Raw genomic sequence first — 26,475 nt, forward strand, 5'->3', positions numbered from 1 at the left:
GCCGGGCTTTTATTATTTGATTTTCGCTTCTTTAAACATCACATGCTTACGAACAACTGGATCAAACTTTTTGATCTCAAATTTTTCTGGCATGTTACGTTTGTTTTTATCTGTGGTGTAGAAGAATCCAGTACCAGCAGAAGAAACTAGACGAATCTTATCGCGCATTGTTAAATTCCTTTCGTTCTAGCCGGTATTAAACCCGGACACCTTTCGTACGCAAATCAGCAAGAACAGAATCAATACCGTTCTTATCGATGATACGCATACCTTTAGTTGAAACACGTAGTTTCACCCAACGTTTCTCACTTTCTACCCAGAAACGGTGAGATTGTAGGTTTGGCAGGAACCGACGGCGGGTCGCATTGTTCGCGTGTGAGCGGTTATTACCAACCACTGGTCGCTTTCCTGTTACTTGACATACTCGAGACATTATCTTTACTCCGAAATTGCTTGCAGCTCGCCTGTAGCCCTGATGGCTTTACCCATAAATTCGAGGGCGCAATTTATACAAAAATCTCGCCAAAAAAGCAAGCGATTTCTGAAAAAAGGGCGAAATTATGACCCTAGCAACTGCCTTTCAATGAGTTGCCATTGGGTATCGAATTGTACCGTAGGCCGCAATTTAAAGCCAGATCGAACGAACTGTAAAAGTTTTCCTTCGGTATAAGCCATAACTACATTGGTCAAAATAGATTCGTCGGTGGTAAATTCAACGCCTTCGCGTAATTTACGTTCTCGCAAAATCTGCTTCATCTGACTTTCTAGCTTGTCGAATAAGGCAACCACTCGCGCACGTAAACGTTCATGTTCACCGTTTAACGCTTCACCCGTAAGTACTCTACTCATCCCAGGGCTTTGTTCGGCGAAATTCAAAATGATATGCACCATACCGCGGACACGTTGCATGGTGTCTTTCTCGTTTTCGAATAAACGATTCATGCTCCCCAACAAAATATCTTCGATGAGATTAATTAAATCGTCGAACATTTTTGCCTTAGACGGAAAGTGGCGATAAAGCGCCGCTTCAGAAACGCCAACTTCCTTCGCTAACTTCGCAGTGGTAATGGGTTGACCAATATTGGTCTCTAACATTTGCGCTAAGGTGCCTAAAATCTCTTCCTTGCGGTTTTGCGTGCGTGTTGCTGCCATTGCTATTCCTTGATGAATTAATGTCTGCCAGAGGAGCCAAAACCACCTTCGCCGCGGTCGGTTTCGTCAAAGTCGCTCACCAAATTAAGTTCAGCTTGCACCACAGGTAAAATAACCAACTGCGCAATACGTTCACCGGGCTCAATCGTAAATGTAGTGTTTCCTCGGTTCCAAACAGAAACCATAAGCTCGCCTTGATAGTCCGAGTCTATTAAGCCCACTAAATTACCCAATACAATGCCATGCTTATGGCCTAGCCCAGAGCGCGGAAGTATAGTCGCCGCTAGTTTCGGGTCGCCAATGTGAATCGCCAAACCGGTACCTACAAGCTCTGTTTGACCTGGTTCTAAAGTTACCGCATGACTAATACACGCACGTAAGTCCATGCCAGCAGAGCCAGAAGTTGCATATTCAGGTAAAGGGATGTCTTTCCCCACGCGAGGATCTAAAATTTTTACGTCAATACTGTTAGCCATGTTGTTTCTTTTTATAAATGAGTTGAATAAGGTCTTTTGCTAGGTTTTGTTTTGAACGAGAAGCGAAAGCTTCATGTCCATGTTCTTTGTCGTTTAGTGGCCAGTACACCTCAACAGCGTTATTGTCGCTATTAAAGCCCTGTCCACTTTTGCTGACGTCGTTCGCCACAATCATGTCGATATTTTTCGCACGAAGCTTACGCGTCGCATATTCTTCAACGTTTTGTGTTTCTGCCGCAAAACCAACCGTGAAGGGACGGTTCGACTGACTTGCAACCCACGCCAAGATATCTGGGTTCTTAGTGAGCGTAATGGTCATTTCATTTTGCTCTGCAGACTTCTTCATTTTATTGTCTGCAACTTCCATAGCCCGGAAGTCAGCCACAGCTGCGCAACCAATAAAGATGTCGCTTTCTGGTAACGCCCGCTGAACTTGCTCCAGCATTTCCTGAGCACTTTGTATGTCGATGCGATCAACACCGGGTGGTGTATCTAACTGTACGGGTCCTGCAATTAAGGTTACCTGAGCTCCCGCAGATGCCGCTGCTTCAGCTAACGCAAATCCCATTTTCCCACTACTATGGTTCGACAAATAACGCACAGGATCGATAGCTTCACGTGTAGGTCCAGCAGTTATCACTACATGCTGTCCTGCAAGTTCACCGGTAGGTTCTAAATGAGCCGTTGTATGAAAAAAGTTCTCTACGTTAGCTACGATGTCCGCCGGCTCTATCATTCGACCCGCGCCAACTTCGCCGCAGGCTTGTGAACCTTCTGCAGGTCCCCACATAAGCTTACCGTCTTGCTGAAGCAACTCGACATTGCGCTGCACCGCAGGAGCAGCCCACATTAAGCGATTCATAGCAGGCACCACGGCAATGGGCGCGTCTGTAGCTAAACACAAGGTGCTGAATAAGTCGTCGGCATGACCATGCGCCAGCCTTGCAATAGCACTTGCACTCGCAGGTGCGACAACCACTAGATCGGCCCAACGCGCCAACTCAATATGACCCATTGCAGCTTCTGCAGCCGGATCGAGCAAGTCGTCGTGCACAGGGTGTCCAGAAACGGCCTGCAAAGTAAGCGGAGTAATGAACGCTTGCGCGCCTTTGGTCATAACCACGCGTACGCTTACACCTTGGTCACGCAGTCTACGAACCAGTTCTGGTGTTTTATAGGCGGCGATGCCACCCGTAACAATCAGCAATAGATTACAATTTTTTAGGCTAGCCATAGTTGTTCTATTGGAAGTGAGTCCTTACGTTAGATTAACACGCTCAGACTTGACTTGGCGATACCTAGCAAGCGGAGTTGCGTGATCAAATTTATTTCATGGAGGAAATATGCACATTCGAGAATGGCCAACAGAGGAAAGACCTCGAGAAAAACTCGCTAAATATGGCTCACAAGCGTTAAGCGACGCAGAACTACTCGCAGTATTGTTCGGCACAGGAACTGCTGGCACAGACGTCATGAGTTGGAGTAGAACGCTACTACAAGACAGCGGTGGCCTTGGTCCTTTACTCTCGCTTCCCGAAGCACAAAAGAGAAAACTTAAAGGTGTGGGTGCTGCTCGTTGTATGCAACTACAAGTCGTACTGGAGATATCTAGGCGCTATTTAGCCAGCACGCTAGAAAAAGGGGAAGGCTTCACACGGCCCGACATGGTGAAAGACTATTTAGCCTCTCAGTTGCGCCATCAACCCAGGGAAGTTTTCGCCATACTGCTATTAGACAGCCAACATCGACTACTACATTACAAAGAGCTGTTCTACGGCACTATTAATGCAGCGCCTGTTTACCCTAGAGAAATTGTAAAAATAGTTCTTGAGTACAATGCCGCGGCAATTATTCTAGCCCATAACCACCCGAGTGGCGTGGCAGAACCTAGCCAAGCCGACCGACGCGTAACAGACCGAATAAAAGATGCCCTACAAACCATCGACGTAGCGGTTTTAGACCACTTCGTAATTGGAGCCGGAGAATCAGTAAGTTTTGCTGAGCGAGGACTGCTATGAAGCTACAACGACTCGCTGGTGCGCGCGCGCCCTAACAATGCTTTAGCGGCTTCGACAGGTTGCTTACCTTCGTACATTACTTGGTAAAGCTGCTCCACAATGGGCATTTCAACGTTGTAACGTTTCGCCAATGCGTAAACTTCTTTGGTATTACGGTAGCCTTCTACCGCTTGACCTATTTCTTCCATAGCTTGATCAACCGACTTGCCCTGGCCAATTGCGAGACCAAAACGTCGATTACGCGACTGATTGTCGGTACAAGTAAGAATAAGGTCACCCAAACCAGCCATACCGGTAAAGGTTTCGGGCTTACCACCTAGCTCTAGTCCAAGTCGAGTAAGCTCGGCTAAACCGCGAGTGATCAACGCTGTTCTTGCATTGGCGCCAAAGCCAACCCCGTCGGCCATTCCAGCACCAATGGCAATAACGTTTTTCACCGCGCCACCAAGTTGCATACCGATAAAATCGTCGTTGGAATATACACGGAAAGACTTGTCGCAATGTAAGGTTTCGCTCAGTTCCGCTACAAATTGAGTTTCTGTAGCTGCAACCGCAATCGCAGTTGGCATACCTTGAGCCATTTCTTTTGCAAAGGTAGGGCCCGACAAAATAGCTAAAGGTACTTCTGGTCCAAGTATCTCGGTGGCCACGTCAGACAGGAATCTGCCAGTATTCGGCTCTAAACCTTTCGTCGCCCATGCAATACGAGCGTCTTTTCTTAGGTGTGGTTTAATCTGTTGCAACACTTCCGCAAAACCATAGCTCGGCACCACCACTAAAACGATAGAGGAAGCTTTTACCGCTGTTGCTAGGTCAGCACAAGGTTCTAGCGCCTCAGGTAATTCAATATCACCTAAGTAGCGCTCATTTTTGCGGGTCGCGGCCATTTGCTCTATGGCTTTCGGATCACGCCCCCACAATAAGGTTCGAACGCCTTTTCGTGCCACACAGATAGCAAGGGCGGTGCCATAAGACCCCGCCCCTAAAACCGTGACACTTTGTGTGCTCGATTCGTTAACCATTACGCGTCCAGTTTTTGCCCTTCAGCGGCTTGTTGCTGCTGTAAGTGTTGCGCGTAAACTGCGTCAAAGTTTACTGGAGCAAGGTTTAACTGCGGGAAAGTACCGCGGTTAACTAGGTTAGCAATGCTTTCACGTGCATAAGGGAACAAAATGTTCGGGCAGAATGCAGCTAGAAGTTGAGGTAGTTGCTCTTCAGGAACTTGAGAGCCTACCGCGAAAATACCCGCTTGAGACACTTCACATAGGAAAGCTGTTTCTTCGCCAATGGTGTTTTTCACAGTAAGTGTTAGCACAACTTCGTGAAGGTTATCTTCAAGCTTGTTGTTGCTTACGTTCATATCAACGCTTACGTTTGGCTTCCATTCTTTCTTGAAGATCGCTGGAGAGTTAGGCGCTTCAAAAGAAACATCTTTTACGTAGATGCGCTGAATAGCGAATTGAGGTTCTTGTTGTTGGTCTGCACCTTGTGCAGCGGCATTGTTTTGCTGTTCTTCAGCCATGATATTTACCTTAAATGTTCAAATTAAAAGAATTAAATGTCTTATTTTTTATTATTTTTCTTGCTTAGGGGCATATTCGCACCGCGCCAGCCCTGTAAGCCACCTTGCAAAACTGAAACTTTGGTGAAGCCAGCCTTTTCAAGCAGCGACGCCGCTGTTCGTGCACTATTTCCATAGTTGCATACGGTAACAATGGGGGCGTCTTTGAATTTATCAAGCGCTTTTGTTTCACCCGCTCGAATTTTCGCCAATGGAATATTCTTAGAGCCGTGAATAAATCCGCCGGCGAACTCGTCGTCGGTACGAATATCTACAAATATACCGCCACGATTCACTGCAATAGTAGCTTGCTGTGGTGACAATGTGGTTACCGTAGAAAAACGACGTTTAATAATGTCGGCAATTAGAAAAGTAAACACCGCTAACCAAAGGGCGCTTAAAATATAGTGCTCAGTAGCAAACTGAATAAATGAGTCCATGACCGCTCCTAACTTCGACTCTGGTCATTTGAATTTGGCGCAATAACCAAGGTTACTAAGCCTTCGATCCATACAAAAATATAACAGCGCCAGAGTATACCTACTCTCGCATTTAGAATCAGCAAAAAATCTAGGTTACAGATGCGAGTTATTCGTAAATAAAGTAAACTACGGGACAAATTATCGGTGAGGAGTTCACATGACATCGGTTCCATCTCGTAAAAACCCGCTAGTGCTATTAATTCTCGACGGCTGGGGCGTTCGCGAAGACGCGCCTGACAATGCAGTTAACTATGCCAATACCCCTGTTCTAGACAAACTCTATCAAACCGTTCCAAATACGTTGGTTGACGGTTCAGGCATGGCTGTGGGTTTACCAGACGGGCAGATGGGTAACTCTGAGGTAGGTCATGTGAACCTTGGCGCTGGACGCATCGTTTATCAAGACTTCACACGCATTACCAAAGCGATTGAAGACGGTAGCTTCAACGAAAACCCAGTATTGCTGGGTGGCCTTGAAGGTGCGATACCAAAAGGAAACACCGTGCATATTATGGGTTTGCTTTCTCCAGGCGGTGTGCACAGCCATGAAGATCATTTACTTGCCATGGTCCGTTTAGCGCATCAGCAAGGTGCACAAAACATCCAAGTGCACGCTTTCCTAGACGGTCGCGATACCCCACCCAAATCTGCTGGCGAGAGCATTAAGCGTTTCGAAGAAGCATTTAAGTCTATTCCAGGTGCTCGATTCGCCAGTTTGTGTGGTCGCTACTTTGCTATGGACCGCGACAACCGCTGGGAGCGCATTGAGCAAGCGTGGAACTTGCTTGTGAAGGGTCAGGGCGAGGCACAAGCAAATACCGCATCAGAAGGTTTAGAGCAAGCATATCAGCGCGGTGAGTCTGACGAGTTTGTTAAACCTACTTGGCTTGCAGACGCTACACCTATTGTCGATGGTGACGCTGTATTCTTTATGAATTTCAGAGCCGACCGTGCGCGTGAAATTACTCGTGCATTTGTAGAACCGGAGTTTAATCACTTCAACCGCGAAGCCCCAGTATTAAGTTCATTTATCATGCTTACTGAATACGCGGCAGACATCGACGCTCCTGTAGCCTTCCCACCGGAAAGCTTAAACAATGTTTTGGGCGAATGGCTGGAAAAGCACAACAAAACTCAACTACGCATTTCTGAAACCGAGAAGTATGCACACGTTACCTTCTTCTTTAGCGGTGGTCGTGAAGAAGAATTTAACGGCGAAAAACGCGTGCTTATTCCTTCGCCTCAGGTTGCCACCTACGACCTGCAACCGGAAATGAGTTCTAAAGAGCTGACTGATGAATTAGTTAGTGCGATAGAGTCGGGCGAGTACGACGTAATTATCTGTAATTACCCGAATGGCGACATGGTAGGTCATACCGGTAACTTCGACGCTGCAGTAAAAGCTTGTGAAGCTGTCGACGCATCGGTAGGTCGTGTTGTAGACGCACTCAAAGAATTTGGCGGCGAATGCTTAATTACTGCTGACCACGGGAATGCAGAGCAAATGGCTGATCATCAAACTGGCCAGTCTCACACAGCACATACCAGCAATTTAGTACCCTTCATTTATGTGGGCCGCGACGCACAGCCCGTTGAAGGTGGTCGCCTCTGTGACATAGCACCAACCATGCTACATATCATGGGAATGGAACAGCCGCCTGAAATGACCGGTAAAACACTGATGCAACTCAAAGGCTAACATTGAAATGCTAAAGCGCTTTGCCGCATCTCTGAATATGCTTTACCCAGCCGCACTCGGTATTTTACTGAGTGCGGTTTTTAGTATTTCTGTTGCTGAAGCTCAGCAGTCACAAGACGAACGAGAAAGAACACAGCAGCAACTAGAGGCATTACAGAGTGAAATTGCTGAGCGGCAAGAAGCATTAGCGCGCAGACGTACTGAACTGTCTAGAAGCCAACGTCAACTTAGAGATATCGAACAGGAAATTAATACCGCTACTCAACGACTTTCCGCAACAGAACGTGAGTTATTCCAGACTCGCCGCCAAATTGAGTCTTTAGAGAATGAGCAATTAATTCTACAAGACCAGCTCGCAGAACAAGCTGAACTGCTAGCCGACCAGATCGACGCGGCATACCGTGCTGGCAATTACCAAATCTTAGAGTTATTGCTTAATCAGTCAGACCCAGGCCGGGTAGAGCGGCTCATGGAATACTATCGCTATATGAACGCCGCTCGGTTAGAAGAACTGCAAGCGTTACACGAACGAGAAGAGGAGCTTCGTGACGTGCAACAACGCCTCGCCAATGCGAGGATGCAACTGGAAAATGAACAAGCGCAACAAACCCGTCAACGTAACGCCTTGAATGCTCAAAAGGCTGAGCGCGAGCAGCAAATTGCACGTATTCAAAATGCTTCAGCAACCGACGAAGAAAGACTCGCAGCACTTCACCAAAGTGTAGAAGAACTGACTGAGCTTCTTATTTCGTTGGCAGAGGCTTCCCGTAACGTTCCCGTACAATTGGAAGGACTCGCAAATCGCACTAATGCATTAGCTTGGCCAGTAAACGGAGATGTGCGTTACCAGTTTGGCGAAACGCAAAGCGGTGAAGTGCGTTGGAGTGGCATGGTCATTGGCGCGGAAGCGGAAACCCCAGTACGCAATGTCGCCGACGGCCGTGTGCTATTTGCAGACTGGTTGCGCGGATTCGGGTTGTTACTCGTCATCGACCATGGCGAAGGGTATATGTCGCTATACGGATATAACCAAGCTTTGCTTTATGACGTTGGCGAGACTGTACGAGCCGGTGAAACTGTCGCATTGGTAGGTAAAAGCGGTGGACAACGCGAACCAGGTTTATACTTTGAGATTCGCCACCGTGGTCGCGCCTTAAACCCTAACCAATACCTGCGTTAAGACGACTCTCTATAATTCGCTGGGAAAGTAATAACAGCTTCGAAGCCCTTGTCTTTTTTACTGTTTAACTTGATGTCACCTTTCAAAACCTGGGTCACAAAGTTATACACAATATGTAAACCTAACCCCGAACCACCGGAGCCGCGACGTGTTGTGAAGAAAGGATCGAAGGCCTTTTTAAGTACATCTTCGTCCATCCCTTTACCATTGTCGGCATATTTCAACACCACATTCTTGCCTTTCACCTCAACTGTAATTTTCATTTCACCCGGCTCTTCACCGAATGCATGAATCGTTGAGTTGGTGACTAGGTTGCTAAGAATTTGGAATAGTGCTCCCGGGTAGGTTTCTATCTCTAACGTAGCAGGGCATTCAGTAACTAGGCTATGCTTTTGTTTACGATAAATCGGATGCAGCGAATGCGTAACCTCATTTAAGAATTCCCGAACCACAAATTTACGAGGCTCTTCACTAGACTGGTCCACTGCAACCTGTTTAAAACTTGCAATAAGGGTCCTGGCTCGCTCTAAGCTATTTAGAATCAACGAAGTCGAGTCTTTTACGTGTTCACCGTATTGTTTGAAGTCTGTTCGCGTAAGTACCCCGTCTTCCATTTTGCTTACCGTTTTTTTGGTAAACTCACCCAATGTAGAAGCAGCGGTAACGGCAATGCCTACCGGGGTGTTTATTTCATGGGATACACCAGCCACTAGCGCCCCTAAACTCGCCATTTTCTCTCGCTCAATAAGGTCACTTTGCGCAGCATGTAGAGCGTCCGTACGTTCTTCAATCACTCGCTCAAGCTGCTTTTGTTGGCGCGCCATAAAGTCTGTGCGCATTTTCATGGTGAAATAAAATAGCGCCATCAAACTTGTCGCACAAAGAAGAGCAAACCACGGCGTTTGCCAGAAAGCCGGAAGCTTTCTTATATCCACTACAAGTTGTTGATCACTCCACTGCCCATGTCGATTGGTACCCTCAACAATGAGCTGATACTCACCAGGCCATAGATTTGAATAAGAGGCTACACGTCTTGAAGCGTCGGCATATATCCAGTCTTCGTCAAAGCCCTCTAGGCGATACCTATAACCATTTCGCATAGGCTCCGACAAGTCTAACGCAGAAAACTCAAGGGCAAACGAGCGTTCAGTTACGTCTAACTCTAGGGTATTTTGAATTCTGCCTAAAGATGCTGATGCACCGTCTATGCGTAATTCGGTCGCTACGACAGGGGGTTGATAGGACCAATGCTCAAATTTTTCAGGATCAACAAATAATAAGCCCCGGCTTCCACCAAACATTAATATACCGTCATGAGTTTTCGAATAAGAGCGATACCATGCGGTTCCAATGTCTACGTCGTCAGCTTTATGCAAAGACCACATTTCATTACTGCTAGGATTGTAGACATATTCAGTGGTCCAAATTCGTCCTTCGCTATCTTCGAGTAGGTTGGCGCCGAATGGTGCATTTTCGTTACCAAATACGGCACTTATATTCTCTCCCACATAGCGCCTGTCGCCTTGCGGGGTAAGCTTTAGCAGGCCTTGAGGTGAGTCTAGCCATACTTGCTGGTTACTGTCTTCCAGTAACCCAAGAACACTAAGATCATTGATTTGCTCACCACTGTTGTCAAATACCGCTATGGGTAACAAAGTTTGTGTTTCTGGCGCAACGTAATATAACCCAGAAGTTCCTGAGCCAATCCAAACACCGCCATTGGCTGTCATTTCAATGGCATTTATCGATGAAGTTAAAATATCTCCGTCACGCGTTTGAAGCTGCTCCATTTGGTTTGTCTCTGCATCCCATACCAAGACTCCGTCGCTTGTACCTACCCAAACATTATCAGCAGCGTCAGTGCGAATAACGCGTACATTCGAGCCCGTAAACCCTTCTGCTCGTGTCACCTCTACAAACTCATCGCCACCTTCTGTGACTTGGGCACGGTAAAGCTTGTTGGGGTTGGCCCCTAACCAAACCTCCCCATTCTCACGCTGTGCTATCGCCGTAATCCACCCGTTGGCAAGTCCATGCTCAGCTCTTTCTGCGGGGCTGTAATGCTCAATAACACCTTTATCACGGCGGAATACATTTACCCCATCACCACGGGTGCCAATCCAGATGTCTCTATTTGCGAGCTCAAGTACGCTACTGATGTTCGGCTCAGTCAGAGAACGAGGGTTGCTTAAGCTAAACCGAATGGAACCTACAGCGTTGTTACCACCATGTTTCCTTTGCACTCCGCCACCGTATCCGGCCACCCAGAATTGACCAGCAGAGTCTCTCAGCATCGCTCGGGTGTCGTTGTTAGCTAGACTATAAGGGTTAGAAGGGTCGTGATGGAGTTCGTCTACCACCATGAACGATGGTATTTTCAAACGCACAATACCATTCGCGCTCGAAACCCATAACTCGTTTTCCGAGGGTTGGCCAAATGCATAAGGAGTTTCTCCTTCCAGCACGTCTTCAAGTACATCAAATTGATACTCACTCCCTGTTTGAGCGATGCGGCCAACTCCATGGCCCTCAAGTGCCGCGAGCACAACAGTACTTTCCGACAAACTGGTGTTTTGTATCTGATAGAGCGAGCGAACCCGATGGTTGTCTAAAACTATTTCTGGTGTTGTAACTGATAGGGGCTCAGAAATTACAAGTAAGCCGTCGCTACTTCCTACCCAAAGCTGACCTTGCTCATCTAAAAGCAATGCTCTTACGGATTGGAAACTTGGCAGCAGATCAACTTTAACTATTTCGAAATGAGCCTCTCCATGCCATGTAACACGGAACAAGCCCGAAGTAGTTCCAGCCCAAATGGCGTTACCATAACCAGCTAAAGAGGTTAATTGCCCCATCCCGCTTATAGTGCTGAAAGCCTCACTGCGTTGCAGTTGCCAAAAGCGATCTTGTTGCGCGTCATAGATTGAAATACCACCGGGCTCGGTAGCCACCCAAACGTGACCTCGTTCGGCGGCTAAGGTGTCTCTTACAAAGTTACCTGCAATTGAGCTTGGGGTGTGTAAGTCGTTTTTGAATAAACGGAAGCGGTAACCGTCGTAACGCACTAATCCAGCAGGAGTGCCTACCCAAATAAAGCCATGTGCGTCTTCAGTTAGGGTGGTTACAACTTGATCAGGAATATTGTCTGCGTCACCAATTTGCTCGAACTCTATAGTTCTAGGAGGAAATGCGAGCGCCTGGGAGGTATAACCCAGTAAAAATAAGCATAAAACGAGAAACGCTAAGATTTGCCTAACCCAAACTACGCGCATGGAAGTCCTGCTACAAGGATAACGTTTCCTTAGAATATGAAGAAGTTATAAGCAGGTCAATTATTGTTCAGAGGTTTCTACTTCTAATTGCGTCAACAGTATTAAGGCTTCTTCACGGCTATTACCGCATACATAAGACTGTGCACTGAATTCGTCACATACTTTTGGTCGCTCGGGTTGGCCAAATATATTACAAAGGTTGTCGTCAGAGAGGTGTATACAGCGAGTGTTTGCAGGCTTTCCTTGAGGCATACCCGGTATCGGGCTGGAAATAGATGGTGCGATACAACATGCACCGCACCCCATTCTGCATTCCATAAATGTGTTCTAACTGCTTACTGCATGGCCACGCGAAGTTTTTTCATCGCGTTTTGCTCAAGCTGGCGGATGCGCTCAGCAGAAACTTCATAATAAGCAGCTAAGTCATGCAATGTAGACTTATCTTCTTCAAGCCAACGCGCTCTCACAATATGCTGGCTTCTTTCGTCTAGTGCCGACAATGCGTGAGTTAAACGCTTAGTCGCATGCGCGTCCCAGTCCTGAGCTTCTACAGTCTCAGCGACATCAGAAGTTGTGTCTTCTAAGTACTGCGCTGGCGAGAAAGAACCTGTATCGCGTGCATCATCGTCGTCTGAACTCAGTTCAAAAGCCTGGTCGTGGGCGCTCATGCGCGACTCCATTTCCATCACTTCTTCACGGCTTACACCAAGCTCTTTAGCTACCGTGTCTACTTCGGCGCCAGAAAACCAACCTAAACGCTTTTTAGCCTTACGTAGGTTGAAGAACAATTTGCGCTGCGCCTTAGTTGTGGCAACTTTAACAATACGCCAGTTACGAAGCACAAATTCATGAATTTCAGCTTTAATCCAATGTACGGCAAAAGATACAAGGCGCACACCCACGGTTGGGTCGAAGCGCTTTACCGCTTTCATTAAGCCCACGTTGCCTTCTTGAATAAGATCCGCTTGGGGTAAACCGTATCCCGAATATCCACGGGCCACGTGTACTACAAAACGTAGGTGAGACATAATCAGTTGTTTTGCAGAGTTTAAGTCACCCTCTTGCTGTAAGCGTTCAGCAAGCGACTTTTCTTCTTCAGCCGTAAGCATCGGAATGCTATTTACCGAAGAAATATAAGACTCTAGGCTTCCTGTCTGAGGAACCGTAAGCGCCATTGAGTTTAATTGTGCAGTCATTGACAAACCTCACTTTAAGCGAATGTATGACCTACTGATTTCCATTCAACGTTCCAACTTTACTTCAGCTTGGGTAACGCGAATTTCCTGTACATCATTTCTATACAACATTAGAGTCATTCAACACGGAAAAGTTCCTTTAAAATTTCCGCGAACACAGCATTCTAGCAAACCAAAATGCATGTGCAATAGCTAAAATGTAACATAAGCTAATGACACTGATATGACAGCTAAATTTACGATTGCGGCTCTATTTTTGCCACGTGTCTACGCACTGCGACATAACTGCCTAACAATCCTAAAACGACAGCCACACCCCAAAGGATCAATACTTCGTTGAAGCTTAATCCGCTTAGTTTGAATGGGCTTTCATAGAGTTCAGACACCCGTGTCATAGCGTGGCCAATCCACCATACCAACAGCGCTGTGGCGACCCACGCTAAAAAACCACCTAAAATGCCATACCAAAAGCCTGTGTATAGGAAAGGTCTTTGAATATAAGCATTCGTAGCGCCTACTAGCTTCATGACTTCTATTTCTTCCTTCCGGTTGAGAATCATCAACCGAATGGTGTTCCCTACAATGAGCACTACCGCCGAGCACAACAGCAATGCAATAGCTGCTAGTACGTCTTGAACAAGTTGAATAAGCGCCTGCAAACGGTTTAACCATGTCACGTCTAGCGTTGCAGAATTAACTTCACGCTCAAGTTCCAGCTTTTGCTGCAACATACGCGCGCGCTCGGCAGACCGATGCTGCTCCTTGGGGGTCACCAGAACTACGTCAGGTAGGGGGTTGTCTTGCAAATAATCTATAGCCGTACCAAAACCGGAGTAATCCCTAAACTCCTGCAATGCGTCGTCTTTATAAATAATACGCGTGCTTTCTACTTCGTCCCACAAAGAAATGCGCTCGGCGAAGTTCACCACTGCATTTTGGTCGAGGCGCTTTTCTAAAAACAACGAAATTTCAGAGGCGTTTTCTAAACCACTCGTAACTTCTTGGCTATTTTTTACCAACACATAAAGCGTACTTGGCAAAGTTAAACTTAAGCCTAAAACCGCCACAGTCATGGTAGAAGCAATAGGATTTCGGGTTAACTCACCCAAGCTACCTAGTGCTTGCTGCAAGTGATGAACCCAAAACATGACAAAACGACGCAACAGCGATATTTTTACCGTGCTCGCACCTTTTCTCTGTGTCGGCTTTATTCTACTCATGAGCAACACCTTCCGAGCTTTGCCCATGTTGTAAGCCATCGTTAATCATTTCACCTTGCTTCAGCGTTAATGTTCTGTAGCGCATTCTGGCAATTAAACCCAAGTCGTGCGTGGCGATAAGCACGCCAACGCCCACGTCATTAAAACTCTCAAATAAACGCATAATTTCCATTGAGAGTTTCGGGTCTAGGTTTCCGGTAGGCTCGTCAGCTAGCAATAAAGGGGGTTTATTCACAATGGCCCGAGCAATACCCACGCGTTGTTGTTCACCACCAGAAAGCATTCGCGGATAATGCTTCTCCTTACCCGCAAGCCCTACTTTTTCAAGTGAAGCCTGTACGCGTTTACGCGCTTCACCTTGAGTATAACCCTCGATATAAAGCGGTAACGCCACATTGTCGAAAGCAGTTTTGTCGGGAAGCAACCTATGATCTTGGAAAATCATGCCAATATCGCGACGCAAGTAAGGTACCTTGTTCGGGCCTACTTTGCGTAAGTCGTGCCCGTTGATCATTACCCGCCCTACGGTGGCTCTTTCCATCAGTGCGATAAGTCGGAGCAAGGTACTTTTGCCCGCACCACTGTGACCGGTTAGAAATGCCATTTCACCCTTTTCCAAAGAGAAACTGACTTGGTTTAAAGCCTGAAAGCCTCCCGGGTACGTCTTACTGACTTGCTCAAACTGGATCATGGGTGAAAGTTTTCCTTGCTCAGGTCTTGTCGCTCGCCGAAGACTCTTCCTCGTCAAACAGGGCTGAAACGAAATCTTGTGCAGTGAACGGTCGCAAATCGTCTAACTGTTCTCCAACCCCAACATAACGAATAGGTATACCAAATTGATTCGCCAAAGCGAACATCACACCGCCTTTTGCGGTGCCGTCTAGTTTAGTCATCACCAAACCAGAAACATTTACTGCTTCGCCAAATAACTTAGCTTGCGAAATCGCATTCTGGCCCGTGCCGGCATCCAATGTAAGCATAACTTCGTGAGGCATCGAGTCGTCGAGTTTTTTCATTACTCGAACGATTTTCTTAAGTTCTTCCATTAAGTTGCTTTTGTTCTGTAAGCGGCCCGCTGTGTCGGCAATAAGCACATCAACGCCACGAGCTTTTGCTGCCTCTACCGCGTCGTAAATAACAGAGGCGCTGTCGGCACCCGTATGTTGAGCCACCACAGAAATGTCATTGCGTTCGCCCCAAACTTGCAGCTGCTCTACCGCTGCGGCACGGAAAGTATCGCCTGCAGCTAACATGACCGACTTCCCTTCTGCTTTAAATTGCTTCGCTAACTTACCAATGGTCGTCGTTTTACCCACACCATTTACGCCCACCATTAAAATAACAAATGGGCCTTCATGGTTGTCCGGAATAGTTAAAGGAACCGCCACAGGTTCAAGAATATGCGTTAATTCTTCTTTGAGTTTTTCAAAAAGCACATCGCCGTCTTTTAAATCTTTGCGGCTGGCATGATCGGTTAACCGTTGAATGATATTGGTCGTGGTATCCATACCCACATCGGCAACCAGTAGCTGGGTTTCTAGCTCTTCAAAGAGATCTTCGTCAATTTTCTTACCCAAAAACAGGCTAGCCATGCCCGAGCCGAGATTACCCGAGGTTTTGCGCAAGCCGGACTTGAGCTTCTGAAACCAAGACTGCTTTGGTTCCTTTGTTTTGGATTCTTGCTCTTTTGGCTCTTGAACTTCAGGTTCAGTTGGTACTTGCCCTTTCGGAGCTGCTTCCGAAGCTAACGATTCCGCAGTAACGGTTGCGCAGTCTTCAGCTGCAGATGGCAAATCGTCTGCTGCTGTGCGTTCTTGTTGCGGTTCTGGAGATTGATCAAGTTGCGTTTCAACAGGCGGCTTTTCAGCCGGTTGACTCTGCTCCTTGCTGTCAGGTTTCTTCTTAAACCAAGATGAAAAAATGGAACCTTTTTCGCTCATACTGCCTACTTGTCCGACAAAAAATAAATAGTATCACTTTCACCCAAAAGGTTGAATGCGCTGCCCCGAAAACAGCAATGCGACTAAGGCGCAATTTCTTTCAAATGATAATGCGTAGTCGGACCTGAATGATATGTGGTGAACACCTCGAACAATCCTTTGAATCGAACCATTACAATGCCAGTTCCGCCTGAACTGTATTCGTAAATAGTATGAGGGCCAATGTCTAAAACCAAAGCATAAGGAGAACAGTGAAAATTATTTACGTCTTCATAAAAAGGTAATGGAATTGGGGTTCCCACAACACTTCTGTCGATAACGGCTTCAATATTTAAGTCGCAAGTCTGCTCCACAATTTGGTTTTCAGCGATGGACATACTGGTATCGATATAGCCATCGAACCGCACAACTTTCCCTTCATTGCGGTCCAGAAACTCGAGTAAGCCAGTGTCTGAGTTGTCAGAGGTTAAATTGATATTGCCCTGAAAGGTCTCTATTTCCTGCGTCGTAAAAAAGCGGTCGTACACCAACAATGCAAGCATTGTCACAACAGCTAATACGATGATAACCAGCGAAACTCGAATAGTTCTTGCGTTGTTTGTCATATATTCACGCCGACTTTGTAATATTTACAGTCGAGTATCGCAATAAAAAGGGCCAGAGTGAAATCACGCTGACCCTTCTTCTCAATTTAGGTAGAAAACTAAGAAGCGACTTGTTCAGCCTCTGCTTTCTGGCTTTCATAAAGCGCTTCAAGGCGGTCTGAATTCGCGAGCAAATATTCAAACGCTGAAAGAGATGCTTTAGAACCCTCGCCCATCGCAATCACGATTTGCTTATACGGAACCGTGCTTACGTCACCTGCAGCATAGATGCCTTTCTGCGAGGTGTGGCATTTCTCATCAATTTTGATTTCGCCGTATTGAGTTACCTCAACCACGTCTTTCACAAACTTGCTGTTAGGCACTAAGCCAATTTGTACGAAGATACCTTCAACGTCTACGCGGACTTTATCGCCAGACACCCGGTCTTGGTACACTAACGCATTAACTTTCCCGTTTTCGGCGAGTACTTCCTGAGTTGCTGCACTCTTAATAATCTGAATATTGTTTCTAGATTCAGCTTGATTGATCAGCACTTGGTCTGCGCGTAATTCGTCGGCAAACTCCAGCACAGTTACGCTCTTCACGATACCCGCTAAGTCTAGTGCGGCCTCAATACCCGAGTTACCGCCACCGATGACCGCTACGTCTTTGCCTTTAAAGAACGGGCCGTCACAGTGTGGACAGTACGCTACACCATTACCTACGTTTTCTTTCTCGCCTGGAACGCCTAGCTCGCGCCAATTTGCACCTGTCGCAACAATCAACGTTTTGGTGTCGATGCGTTCACCTGAAGAAAGAACTACAGACTTAATTTCGTCATCAATCACTTCAGACACGCGTAAATGCTCTTTTACGGTAATGTCGTAGTCGTTCATGTGCGCAATTAAGTTACCAGTAAGCTCTGGGCCAGTAGTTTTACTCACGGAAATCAAATTCTCGATACCCATGGTGTCTTTTACCTGACCACCTAAACGCTCGGCAATTAGCGTAACTTTCAAACCTTTACGAGCACTGTAAATTGCTGAAGCTACACCTGCTGGGCCACCGCCAATAACGGTTACGTCTTGCAGTGGTAGTGCGTCGGCTTCGTCTGGAGCTGCAATGCTGCTGTCTAGCTCCATTAATTTTTCAATAAGCTGAGCGGCGTCTACTTTACCGTTCGCGAAGAGCTCGCCGTTCACGTACACACTTGGAACGCCCTGAATATCGCGCTCGTTGATCACGTCCTGGAATAAGCCACCGTCGATCATTTCGCTTGAAATATTGTCATTAAGTAACGCGAATTGATTCAACGCTTGTACTACGTCTGGGCAGTTGTGACAGCTTAGGCTAATGAACACCTCAAAATGCAGCTTGTCTTTTACTCGAGCGACCATTTTTTGCAAAGACTCGTCAAGCTTCATTGCAGTGCCGGTAGCATGAAGCACAGCCAAGATGAGCGAGTTGAACTCGTGCCCACTCGGGATGCCCGAGAACTGAATGCCGGTGTCTTTACCGTCTACTTCAATGAAAAAGCTAATAGGGCTACGTAACTTGCCTTCAGTGTCACGCTCTTCAACGCTCATTAAATCGTTTGCGCTAGCAATGCCTTCAAGGAAAGTTTTAAGTTCTTCACGCTTTTCATGTTCGCCACTTTGCAGAACAAAAGAAAGCGGCTGCTTCATGTTTGCAGTGTACTGTTTAATCGCTTGTAAAATGTCTTTAGATAACATGTTTGTTTCCTGCCAAATGGTTAACTGAAAAGATTGAAACTACGAATTTGGAAAGGGAGGAAGACAGGTGGCCACCGTATGGGGGTGTCGGCAACCACCGCCTTCGCATTCACACACGTAATTCGTGCAAGGACTTAGATTTTACCTACTAGGTCCAATGAAGGTGCTAGTGTTTCTTCACCTTCTTTCCAAGCCGCAGGGCAAACTTCGCCTGGGTTGTTGCGAACGTATTGTGCTGCTTTAACTTTACGAACCAAGTCTTCAGCGTCACGACCAATACCTTCAGCAGTGATTTCCATTGCTTGGATGATGCCGTCTGGGTCAACTACGAAAGTAGCGCGGTCAGCAAGACCCATTTCGTCACGCATAACGTCGAAGTTGCGCGTAATTTCACCTGTTGGATCGCCAATCATGGTGTATTGGATTTTGCCAATTGTGTCAGACGAGTCGTGCCACGCTTTGTGCGTGAAGTGAGTGTCTGTAGACACAGAGAATACTTCTACGCCGCGCGCTTGAAGTTCTTCGTATTTGTCTGCAAGGTCACCAAGCTCAGTTGGGCAAACAAAAGTGAAGTCCGCTGGGTAGAAAAAGAAAATAGACCATTTACCTTCAGTGTCTTTTTCAGAAACTTCGAAAAATTCACCGTTTTTAAACGCATTCGCTTTAAATGGTTTAATTTTAGTGTTGATCAATGCCATTACGATCTCCTTACGAGGTTGTATTTAATGATGCTTGTTTGAAACTGGAGATAGGATACTCAGAATAGAAAGTTTGGTAAATTTGAATTATATTCATTGTATATTCTATTTTTTAGAACACAGGTTAAACCGTCGATGATTTCCATTAAACAACTCAAGTACGCCTTGGCAGTCCAAAAAACGCTGCACTTCAAGAAAGCAGCTGAACTTTGCAATGTTAGCCCCTCAGCGCTGAGCACCGCACTCAATGAGTTAGAGGCGCAACTAAATATGAAAATCTTCGAGCGCGACACCAAGCGCGTACTCATCACCCCAAGCGGTAGGCGTATTTTAGAAAAGGCAACGCAAGTACTACTAGATATTGAAGACATGCAAGCGTTAGCAACACTTTATGAAGACCCACTAACAGCGCCCATGGACATTGGTATCATTCCCACCATAGCCCCGTTTCTGCTGCCACAATTTCTACCCTTACTGAAAGAACGGCACCCGCAAATGAACTTGCAGGTGAAAGAGGAAAGGTCTCACGTCGTGATCGAGCAAGTACGACAAGGCGAACTAGATGCAGCCATTATTGCACTACCCTATTCTTGCCCAGGTCTACTCACTTTAGAGTTTTGGCACGAAGACTTTTACTGGGTGGCACATAAAAATAATAGCCGCGCAGACTTACGGGAAATAAGTGGGGAAGATATCGACGAGAACGAGCTACTGTTGCTGCAAGAAGGTCATTGCCTAAAAGACCATATTCTTGACGCTTGCCACCTGGCGCAAAAGATTTCAGCACGAGGGCTCAGCGCGATCAGTTTAAATACGCTCATTCAAATGGTGGCTGGAGGTTTAGGAACAACTCTGGTTCCCGAAATGGCATTACCTCAGCTCATTAGCCAAAATCCGAACTTGGTGTCTGCTCACTTAAAAGAACCCGGTCCTCATCGCTCAATAGCCTTTATCACACGCCCTAACTACCCACGTTTCCAATGCGTTGAAGCATTAAGAGACATTGCGGTTGATGCGTTTAAAACCATCCACGATAGCGTGGAAGGAAGCCACAGAGGCTAGGCTGTGCCACTGTGGCTAAGGGCATTTTCACCAGTATTTTCGGGTATCAATATAATGCTTCATATTGGAAAATAGGTAGGCAAAAGCAAAAAATGCTGGGGTAGCAATAATATCTGGCTCCACCAGCCAGGATACAATACCTAAAGTTAATGTCAGCAGTTCTGCCATAACTATCTGCTTTCTAACTTTAACTCCCCAAAATAGAAACCGAATGAAAAAAGGCTCTTTAGCCCACGCTTCAGATGATTTATCGATCACAGTAATTTCCTCTTGTAGTTTTGAAATATCAACTTCAAACACAGAGGCAAGAGCTTTGAGAGACTCAATACTGGCCTTATTACCGCTTTCAATACGTTGAATAGTTCGTGTACTTAAACCACTCATAACGGCTAACTGCTCTTGAGACCATTTTCGTTTCTCTCTTAATTGTTTAACTATCATGTTCACTCCTAACCAATGTGCGAGGAAACCTTCGCAAAAAACAGCTACTGTCGGTGACGAAATTACCACGACAACAACCCGACAGCATCTTTCAAAAGCAACATCTTCCGACTTCGATGTTACAATATGGGCTCATGAAGTTATGAACAAACTCTTTGGACGTTATGAACAAACGTAACTCTTTTAAAAACAACACCTCTGCAGCCGGAACCATTCGCATCATCGGTGGTGCATGGCGTGGTAGAAAGCTACCCGTGCTCACGGCAGAAGGTTTGCGTCCGACTACGGACCGCTTGAAAGAAACAGTGTTCAATTGGCTTCAATTTGAGTTACCAGGTACCCATGTACTTGACGCATTTGCGGGTACGGGAAGTTTGGGGTTAGAAGCACTTTCACGGGGCGCAGCCAGCGCGCTTTTTTTGGAAATGAACGGAGTGGCTGCCAAACAACTGGAACTGAACCTTGGTCAGCTTAAAACTGCCGAAGGTCGAGTAGAGCAAATCGACACACTGAAGTTTTTGCAGCAACCCGCAAAGCAACAATTCGATGTTGTGTTCTTAGACCCACCATTTCACAAAAGCTTACTGATGCCAGCTCTAAAAAGCCTTATAGAAAATGGTTGGTTGGCTGAAGAAGCATGGATATATGTAGAGACCGAGCAGCAGGTTGACCTTAAACTTATGGAAGGTTTGGAACTGTATCGCGAGAAAAAGGCGGGGCAGTCTCATGCTCGCCTATTTCAATGGACGCAACAGCACCTTTAGAAGCGTCGGTTAAGAAAGCCCTAAGTTTGAGTGCCCTTCTTCGCGCGCAATCTTTCTAACGTCACTCACTAATGCTTTATCCACGTTAGCCGAGCTTTCTAGGAACTCCACCATCGCTTCTTGAGTTGCCATTTCATAAGCCATAAGCTCATGCTCTTCGATACATTCATATCGTTTTTTGGGGTCATCTACGTCGGCAAATTCACCCAGTTCCAAATAATGAGAAACACTACCCTGAGAAATTTTCGCTACATCTAAAAACGGCGCACTTTCTTTGTCGGCAATACCTTGAGCTAGACAACTTAACGCCGTGCAAGTTGCAATAGCGGGATACACTCCGAGCATATCGAAGTCATTATCGCTCGGCGTTACAGCCTCTAATTTTTCTTGCCAACGCTCCCAGTCTCCACCTTTATTCACACTAATTTTGTCCCAAACTAAATTTAGCAGCCCTCTTAATATTTTCGGGTCACCAAAACCGACATGCTCTGAGAACAAGTTATAGTTTGGAAGTAAGCGCTCACATAAATAAGCAGCTAATACCGCCTGTTGCGCTGGTTCGAGCTTACGGATACGTTGAAACAAAGTTTTCTGCGACAATTTAGTCTCCTTTTGCCTAGCTAATTTTGAGAATTAACCGGCCATGCCTTGGCTGACATAACGCATAATACCGTCGAGGAACATTTGCACCGCAACCATAATCAAGATCATACCCATTAAACGTTCGATAGCATTCAAACCACGCTGACCCAAGCCTCGCATAACCACACTGCTAAACATAAGCACCGTAGCAGAAATAAGCCACGCTACACCTGCAGCTACGGTCCAGTCGAACATACGCTCAGGCTCTTGGTTGGCAAGCAGAATAAGCGACGCCAATAACGAAGGCCCTGAGATCAATGGAATAGCCAAAGGAACAATAAAGGGTTCGTCGCCCGCAGGTAAACCAAGAACACCGCCCGGCTGCGGGAATATCATACGAAGTGCGATAATAAATAGAATAATACCGCCGGCTATACTTACGCTTTCTTGCCTTAGCCCTAAGCTCGAAAGTAACCAAGTTCCTGCGTATAAAAACAGCAACATAAATATAAGGGCAAAAATAAGTTCGCGCGCTAACACAACTTTGCGGCGTTTAGGCTCAATATGACGCAATACTGAAATGAATATGGGCAAATTACCCAACGGGTTCATAATCAGCAAAAGCGTGATCGAGGCGGTCCATAAATCCATGATGTTTCTCCAAAACGTGTTGGCGTGTGCTAGCGTATAATAGTTAGCATAGTGTACTCTTTTGCACAAAACCGCACCATAAACATGGGGTAAAAAACTTGACTGGTTGGCAACATGCAGCAGGTGTCGACGCACTCAACCTGCAAACGATATATCAAGCTGAGCAACTTATTGCTCCGCATATCCATTGCACGCCTGTGTTAACGAGCCGAGGCATTAACGAGCTTGTGGGTGCCAAACTCTATTTTAAATGTGAAAACTTACAGCGCACCGGCGCATTTAAGTTTCGTGGCGCTTGCCATGCACTACTGCAGCTCAACAGCGAACAACGCAAAGCTGGTGTTTATACGGTGTCTTCTGGGAACCATGGCGCGGCACTGGCTTGCGCTGGGGAAAAACTTGGTATTCCGGTTCATGTGGGCGTTCCAAAGAACGCACCACGGGTTAAAAAGCAAAACATGCAGCGTTATCACGCAAAAATTACCGAACTTGAACTCGGTATGGCAGCGCGAGACGCTTTCGTGGAAGAGCAACAACAACACAGTCGTGAAATTTTTATACCGCCCTACAATCACCCTACTATTATTGCAGGGCAAGCAACGGCTTCATTAGAGTTAATTAAAGCCGTGCCAGACTTAAATGCGTTAGTCGCTCCGGTCGGCGGTGGCGGCTTGCTTGCCGGAACTTGCATGGTTGGTCACAGCCAGGACATTCCAGTGTTTGGTGCTGAACCCGTAAATGTAAATGACGCTTGGGAGTCGTTACAGAAAGGCGCAATTCAAAAAGAAAAAGGTTTAAAAAGTATCTGCGACGGCTTACTTACTAGGCTTGGTGAATATCCATTTGAAGTCATCCAGTCATTCGTAAAAGACATTTTGTGCATAACCGAAGAAGAAATAGTCGAAGCAATGTACCTTATTTGGCAGGAACTTAAAGTGGTCATTGAACCTTCTTCAGCAACGGTTCTTGCAGCGGTGATTAAACACAAAGCGCAATTTCAAAAGCAGCGTATTGGCCTTATTATTAGCGGTGGTAACGTAGACATAGCACGCCTGCCCTGGCATGTAGACAAGTTGGAGTCGCCTCATGAAACTTAATTGGTCAACTCTTACGGGTCCTACGGTACTCGTCAACAGAACGAGAGCGAAGCGTAATATTGAGAGCATGAAGGCAAAAGCTGAAGCAGCACAAGTACAACTTCGCCCACACTTCAAAACACACCAGTCTACAATTATTGGCAAATGGTTCGGCACACCAGAAACCACGCCTATCGCCGTGTCATCATTAAAAATGGCAAATGAGTTTGCTAGTGCGGGCTGGCGAGATATTCATATCGCTATACCTGTAAATCCGAGAGAGCTTCCAGCTTTAAACAATCTAGCCAGTAAAGTGAACCTTACGCTCTCTATTGAACACGAAGACACCCTTGAACTACTCTCTCACCTTAGCCATAAGGTAGCGGTAAGTGTCGAAGTAGACACCGGTTACGGCCGAACAGGTATACATTGGCAGCAATATGGCAGAATTAAGCGGTTGTTGGACGCCTTACAAGCGCATAAACAAGTCAATCAGCTCGGTTTAATGGTTCATAGCGGTCATAGTTATCTCGCGCATGGCTTAAAAGATATTCAAGGTGTTCACCAAGAAAGCTCGCACCGGCTAAAAGAGTTGCTCGACATGATGGACTGGCAAGGCGAACCACTTCGCGTTTCCATTGGTGATACGCCAACTTGTAGCCAAATGTCGACTTTTCCGGGTGCAACTGAAATACGCCCCGGCAACTATGTATTTTACGACCTACAGCAAAAACTGATTGGTAGTTGTGATTGGAATGACATAGCACTAGCGGTTGCATGCCCTGTTATCGCCCGTTACCCAGAACGGGAAGAAGTCGTAGTTCACGGTGGCGCAGTGCACTTTTCTAAAGACTCTGCTGAAATGAACGGCCAAAAAGTATTTGGGCAAGTCATGCATACCACCGAAAATGGCTGGGGAGCTCCAGTAGGCGACGCCTACATCAAAGGATTGTCACAAGAGCATGGCAAAATTCATTTGCCTAAAACCATGATCAAAGACTTAAAGCTTGGGGATATGCTGGTTATTGTACCCGCCCATTCCTGCTTAACTATGTCAGCTATGGGCGAGTTTATTTGCTTTGACGACTAAAGGTTAGCTCGCAAACAACTGGTCCAAGTCTGCAAACGCTTTGAACTCAAGCGCATTGCCGCAATAGTCGTAAAAGAACATTGTGGCTTGCTCGCCAGGTTGTCCTTTAAAACGAATATAGGGTTCTATCACAAACTCAATACCCGCAGCTTTCACGCGTTCAGCTAATGCTTCCCATGTTTCCATATCTAACACTACACCGAAATGCGGCACAGGGACTGCGTGTCCGTCTACAGCATTATTGGCAGGTGGTTGCACGCGCTCTGGTGCTACATGGGTAACAAGCTGGTGCCCGTAAAAGTTCCAGTCAATCCAATGGTCGGAAGAGCGCCCTTGCTCACAACCTAGAACTTGCGCGTAAAACTTACGCGCGTTGTCTAGGTCTTTAACTGGAATCGCCAAATGAAAAGGACGAACAGACATTAAAACGCTCCTAGCGCTTGTTCCAAGTCAGCGATCAAGTCTGCCGTTTCTTCTATACCAACAGAAATACGAACGAAGTTGTCATGAATGCCAAGCTTCTCTCGGTTTTCCTTCGGAATTGAAGCGTGAGTCATAATTGCAGGGTGTTCGATTAAACTTTCCACGCCACCCAAGCTTTCAGCAAGTGCAAAGATTTCTACTGCTTCTAGGAATTTGCGAGCACTTTCAATATCGCCTTCCAAGAAAATTGAAATCATGCCGCCAAATCCACTCATTTGCGATTTCGCAAGCTCATGTTGTGGGTGACTTTCTAAGCCAGGATGAACCACTTTACGAACTTTCGGATGAGCCTCAAGCCACTTCGCAATTTCTAGGGCTGCTTCGTTGTGTTGGCGCATTCTTAACGCCAATGTTTTTAAACCACGAAGCGCAAGGTAGCTGTCGAATGGTCCTGCAATTGCGCCTACTGAGTTCTGCAAAAAGGTCATTTGCTCAATTAAGTCTTCGCGCTCACCTACAACCGCTACACCACCTACCATGTCTGAGTGGCCGTTCAAGTATTTGGTTGCTGAGTGCATCACAATGTCTGCACCTAAATCTAATGGACGCTGGTTATATGGCGTCGCAAAAGTATTGTCGACCACGACAATCATGTCTTCACGGTGCGCGCGTGCAATCTCCACGATAGCTTTAATATCTACCAGCTTTAACATTGGGTTACTTGGTGTTTCTACCCAAATCATGCGTGTTTCAGGGCGCAAAGAAGCCTTAACCGCTTCTAAGTCCGCCAAGTCAACGTATGAGAATTGCAAACCCGCTGAGCGCTCACGAACTTTGTCAAACAAGCGGAAGCTACCGCCGTATAAGTCGTCCATCGCAACAACATGATCGCCCGAATCTAGGATTTCCAGAATCGTAGATGTAGCTGCCATGCCAGAGCCAAACGCATAACCGTTGCGCCCACCTTCAAGGTTGGCTACCGCGCGCTCCCAAGCGAAACGCGTAGGGTTATGGGACCGCGAGTATTCAAACCCTGCATGCACGCCCGGACTTTTCTGAATATAAGTTGAGCTGGTCACGATAGGAGGCATCACAGCTCCTGTAACAGGCTCTGGCTCTTGGCCACCATGAATTGCGCGTGTTGCGAATGCCAATTTAGATGTATCTTGCATGGT

At 46.4% G+C, this 26,475-nt stretch carries 29 protein-coding genes; 7 read left to right on the plus strand and 22 right to left on the minus strand.

Annotation, left to right across the window (positions count from 1 at the left end; translation table 11 throughout):
- Nucleotides 1-12: 12 nt before the first annotated feature.
- The 5 genes from rpmG to coaBC all read right to left on the minus strand — a co-directional run bounded on the left by rpmG (nt 13) and on the right by coaBC (nt 2,862).
- Nucleotides 13-168 (minus strand): 50S ribosomal protein L33, encoded by a 156-nt coding sequence (gene rpmG, locus DQX04_RS08070; protein WP_007420939.1) that lies wholly within the window; start codon nt 166-168, stop codon nt 13-15.
- 28 nt (nt 169-196) lie between these two features.
- Nucleotides 197-433 carry a 50S ribosomal protein L28 gene (gene rpmB / locus DQX04_RS08075; RefSeq protein WP_111915376.1) on the minus strand — a complete coding sequence of 79 codons (237 nt, stop codon included), beginning with the start codon at nt 431-433 and terminating at the stop codon, nt 197-199.
- Nucleotides 434-558: 125 nt separating this feature from the next.
- Entirely contained in the window at nt 559-1,152 is a 594-nt protein-coding gene (gene slmA, locus DQX04_RS08080) for a nucleoid occlusion factor SlmA (protein WP_111915377.1), read from the minus strand.
- Nucleotides 1,153-1,169: 17 nt separating this feature from the next.
- Complete coding sequence (gene dut, locus DQX04_RS08085) at nt 1,170-1,628, minus strand: dUTP diphosphatase (RefSeq protein WP_111915378.1); 459 nt, start codon at nt 1,626-1,628, stop codon at nt 1,170-1,172.
- Nucleotides 1,621-2,862, minus strand: coding sequence for a bifunctional phosphopantothenoylcysteine decarboxylase/phosphopantothenate--cysteine ligase CoaBC (coaBC, locus tag DQX04_RS08090; protein WP_111915379.1), 1,242 nt, complete (start codon nt 2,860-2,862; stop codon nt 1,621-1,623). The genes dut and coaBC overlap by 8 nt, the downstream gene beginning before the upstream one ends.
- 109 nt (nt 2,863-2,971) lie before the next feature.
- Between coaBC and radC the strand changes: the two genes are divergently transcribed.
- Nucleotides 2,972-3,646 carry a DNA repair protein RadC gene (radC, locus tag DQX04_RS08095; RefSeq protein ID WP_111915380.1) on the plus strand — a complete coding sequence of 225 codons (675 nt, stop codon included), beginning with the start codon at nt 2,972-2,974 and terminating at the stop codon, nt 3,644-3,646.
- A 2-nt stretch (nt 3,647-3,648) separates the two neighbouring features.
- On the opposite strand, the gene gpsA is transcribed toward radC, so the two are convergent.
- From gpsA to DQX04_RS08110, 3 genes are read right to left on the minus strand one after another with little or no spacing between them, the layout of a single operon-like run.
- The gene (gene gpsA / locus DQX04_RS08100; protein WP_111915381.1) at nt 3,649-4,668 is read right to left on the minus strand and encodes an NAD(P)H-dependent glycerol-3-phosphate dehydrogenase; all 1,020 of its coding nucleotides are present in this window, start codon (nt 4,666-4,668) and stop codon (nt 3,649-3,651) included.
- Nucleotides 4,668-5,168 carry a protein-export chaperone SecB gene (gene secB / locus DQX04_RS08105; RefSeq protein WP_111915382.1) on the minus strand — a complete coding sequence of 167 codons (501 nt, stop codon included), beginning with the start codon at nt 5,166-5,168 and terminating at the stop codon, nt 4,668-4,670. The genes gpsA and secB overlap by 1 nt, the downstream gene beginning before the upstream one ends.
- A 41-nt stretch (nt 5,169-5,209) precedes the next feature.
- Nucleotides 5,210-5,647, minus strand: a complete 438-nt coding sequence (locus DQX04_RS08110; protein WP_111915383.1) for a rhodanese-like domain-containing protein — start codon at nt 5,645-5,647, stop codon at nt 5,210-5,212.
- 199 nt (nt 5,648-5,846) lie between these two features.
- Between DQX04_RS08110 and gpmI the strand changes: the two genes are divergently transcribed.
- Nucleotides 5,847-7,388, plus strand: a complete 1,542-nt coding sequence (gene gpmI / locus DQX04_RS08115) for a 2,3-bisphosphoglycerate-independent phosphoglycerate mutase (RefSeq protein WP_111915384.1) — start codon at nt 5,847-5,849, stop codon at nt 7,386-7,388.
- A 7-nt stretch (nt 7,389-7,395) separates the two neighbouring features.
- A complete protein-coding gene (locus DQX04_RS08120) occupies nt 7,396-8,568 on the plus strand; it encodes a murein hydrolase activator EnvC (RefSeq protein WP_111915385.1) in 1,173 nt (390 codons plus the stop codon).
- Here DQX04_RS08120 and DQX04_RS08125 read toward each other — a convergent pair.
- The 9 genes from DQX04_RS08125 to ahpC form a co-directional block, all read right to left on the minus strand.
- Nucleotides 8,565-11,840 carry a two-component regulator propeller domain-containing protein gene (locus DQX04_RS08125; protein WP_111915386.1) on the minus strand — a complete coding sequence of 1,092 codons (3,276 nt, stop codon included), beginning with the start codon at nt 11,838-11,840 and terminating at the stop codon, nt 8,565-8,567. The two genes, DQX04_RS08120 and DQX04_RS08125, sit on opposite strands and share 4 nt — an antisense overlap.
- A gap of 60 nt (nt 11,841-11,900) precedes the next feature.
- Complete coding sequence (locus tag DQX04_RS08130) at nt 11,901-12,158, minus strand: YkgJ family cysteine cluster protein (RefSeq protein ID WP_111915387.1); 258 nt, start codon at nt 12,156-12,158, stop codon at nt 11,901-11,903.
- Between the two features lie 17 nt (nt 12,159-12,175).
- Nucleotides 12,176-13,036, minus strand: a complete 861-nt coding sequence (rpoH, locus tag DQX04_RS08135; RefSeq protein WP_111915388.1) for an RNA polymerase sigma factor RpoH — start codon at nt 13,034-13,036, stop codon at nt 12,176-12,178.
- 236 nt (nt 13,037-13,272) lie between these two features.
- Entirely contained in the window at nt 13,273-14,256 is a 984-nt protein-coding gene (gene ftsX / locus DQX04_RS08140) for a permease-like cell division protein FtsX (protein ID WP_111915389.1), read from the minus strand.
- A complete protein-coding gene (ftsE, locus tag DQX04_RS08145; protein ID WP_111915390.1) occupies nt 14,249-14,947 on the minus strand; it encodes a cell division ATP-binding protein FtsE in 699 nt (232 codons plus the stop codon). Before ftsE ends, ftsX begins: the two co-directional genes overlap by 8 nt.
- A 19-nt stretch (nt 14,948-14,966) precedes the next feature.
- Complete coding sequence (gene ftsY, locus DQX04_RS08150; RefSeq protein WP_111915391.1) at nt 14,967-16,196, minus strand: signal recognition particle-docking protein FtsY; 1,230 nt, start codon at nt 16,194-16,196, stop codon at nt 14,967-14,969.
- 83 nt (nt 16,197-16,279) lie between these two features.
- Nucleotides 16,280-16,801: a hypothetical protein gene (locus DQX04_RS08155; protein ID WP_111915392.1), complete on the minus strand. Its 522-nt coding sequence runs from the start codon at nt 16,799-16,801 to the stop codon at nt 16,280-16,282.
- A 98-nt stretch (nt 16,802-16,899) separates the two neighbouring features.
- Nucleotides 16,900-18,513, minus strand: coding sequence for an alkyl hydroperoxide reductase subunit F (gene ahpF, locus DQX04_RS08160; protein WP_111915393.1), 1,614 nt, complete (start codon nt 18,511-18,513; stop codon nt 16,900-16,902).
- A 134-nt stretch (nt 18,514-18,647) separates the two neighbouring features.
- Entirely contained in the window at nt 18,648-19,211 is a 564-nt protein-coding gene (gene ahpC / locus DQX04_RS08165) for an alkyl hydroperoxide reductase subunit C (RefSeq protein WP_111915394.1), read from the minus strand.
- 135 nt (nt 19,212-19,346) lie between these two features.
- Here ahpC and DQX04_RS08170 point away from each other — a divergent pair, with 135 nt between their 5' ends.
- Nucleotides 19,347-20,273, plus strand: a complete 927-nt coding sequence (locus DQX04_RS08170; RefSeq protein ID WP_111915395.1) for a hydrogen peroxide-inducible genes activator — start codon at nt 19,347-19,349, stop codon at nt 20,271-20,273.
- A 27-nt stretch (nt 20,274-20,300) separates the two neighbouring features.
- Here DQX04_RS08170 and DQX04_RS08175 read toward each other — a convergent pair whose 3' ends face one another.
- The gene (locus DQX04_RS08175; protein WP_111915396.1) at nt 20,301-20,714 is read right to left on the minus strand and encodes a helix-turn-helix domain-containing protein; all 414 of its coding nucleotides are present in this window, start codon (nt 20,712-20,714) and stop codon (nt 20,301-20,303) included.
- Between the two features lie 164 nt (nt 20,715-20,878).
- Here DQX04_RS08175 and rsmD point away from each other — a divergent pair, with 164 nt between their 5' ends.
- Complete coding sequence (rsmD, locus tag DQX04_RS08180; protein WP_111915397.1) at nt 20,879-21,478, plus strand: 16S rRNA (guanine(966)-N(2))-methyltransferase RsmD; 600 nt, start codon at nt 20,879-20,881, stop codon at nt 21,476-21,478.
- Between the two features lie 9 nt (nt 21,479-21,487).
- Here rsmD and DQX04_RS08185 read toward each other — a convergent pair whose 3' ends face one another.
- Nucleotides 21,488-22,078, minus strand: coding sequence for a YjaG family protein (locus tag DQX04_RS08185; protein ID WP_111915398.1), 591 nt, complete (start codon nt 22,076-22,078; stop codon nt 21,488-21,490).
- Nucleotides 22,079-22,111: 33 nt separating this feature from the next.
- A complete protein-coding gene (locus DQX04_RS08190; RefSeq protein WP_111915399.1) occupies nt 22,112-22,711 on the minus strand; it encodes a YhgN family NAAT transporter in 600 nt (199 codons plus the stop codon).
- Between the two features lie 98 nt (nt 22,712-22,809).
- Between DQX04_RS08190 and DQX04_RS08195 the strand changes: the two genes are divergently transcribed.
- Both DQX04_RS08195 and DQX04_RS08200 read left to right on the plus strand, forming a co-directional pair.
- The gene (locus tag DQX04_RS08195) at nt 22,810-23,808 is read left to right on the plus strand and encodes a threonine/serine dehydratase (protein ID WP_111915400.1); all 999 of its coding nucleotides are present in this window, start codon (nt 22,810-22,812) and stop codon (nt 23,806-23,808) included.
- Complete coding sequence (locus DQX04_RS08200) at nt 23,798-24,877, plus strand: alanine racemase (RefSeq protein ID WP_111915401.1); 1,080 nt, start codon at nt 23,798-23,800, stop codon at nt 24,875-24,877. Before DQX04_RS08195 ends, DQX04_RS08200 begins: the two co-directional genes overlap by 11 nt.
- A 3-nt stretch (nt 24,878-24,880) precedes the next feature.
- Here the strand turns inward: DQX04_RS08200 and DQX04_RS08205 are convergent, their stop codons facing one another.
- On the minus strand, nt 24,881-25,300 hold the full coding sequence (locus tag DQX04_RS08205; RefSeq protein ID WP_111915402.1) for a VOC family protein: 420 nt from the start codon (nt 25,298-25,300) through the stop codon (nt 24,881-24,883).
- Nucleotides 25,300-26,472, minus strand: coding sequence for a cystathionine gamma-synthase (locus DQX04_RS08210; protein ID WP_111915403.1), 1,173 nt, complete (start codon nt 26,470-26,472; stop codon nt 25,300-25,302). Before DQX04_RS08210 ends, DQX04_RS08205 begins: the two co-directional genes overlap by 1 nt.
- Nucleotides 26,473-26,475: the final 3 nt, after the last annotated feature.

The organism is Aliidiomarina sp. B3213 (assembly GCF_003290085.1).
Classification (GTDB): Bacteria; Pseudomonadota; Gammaproteobacteria; order Enterobacterales; family Alteromonadaceae; genus Aliidiomarina.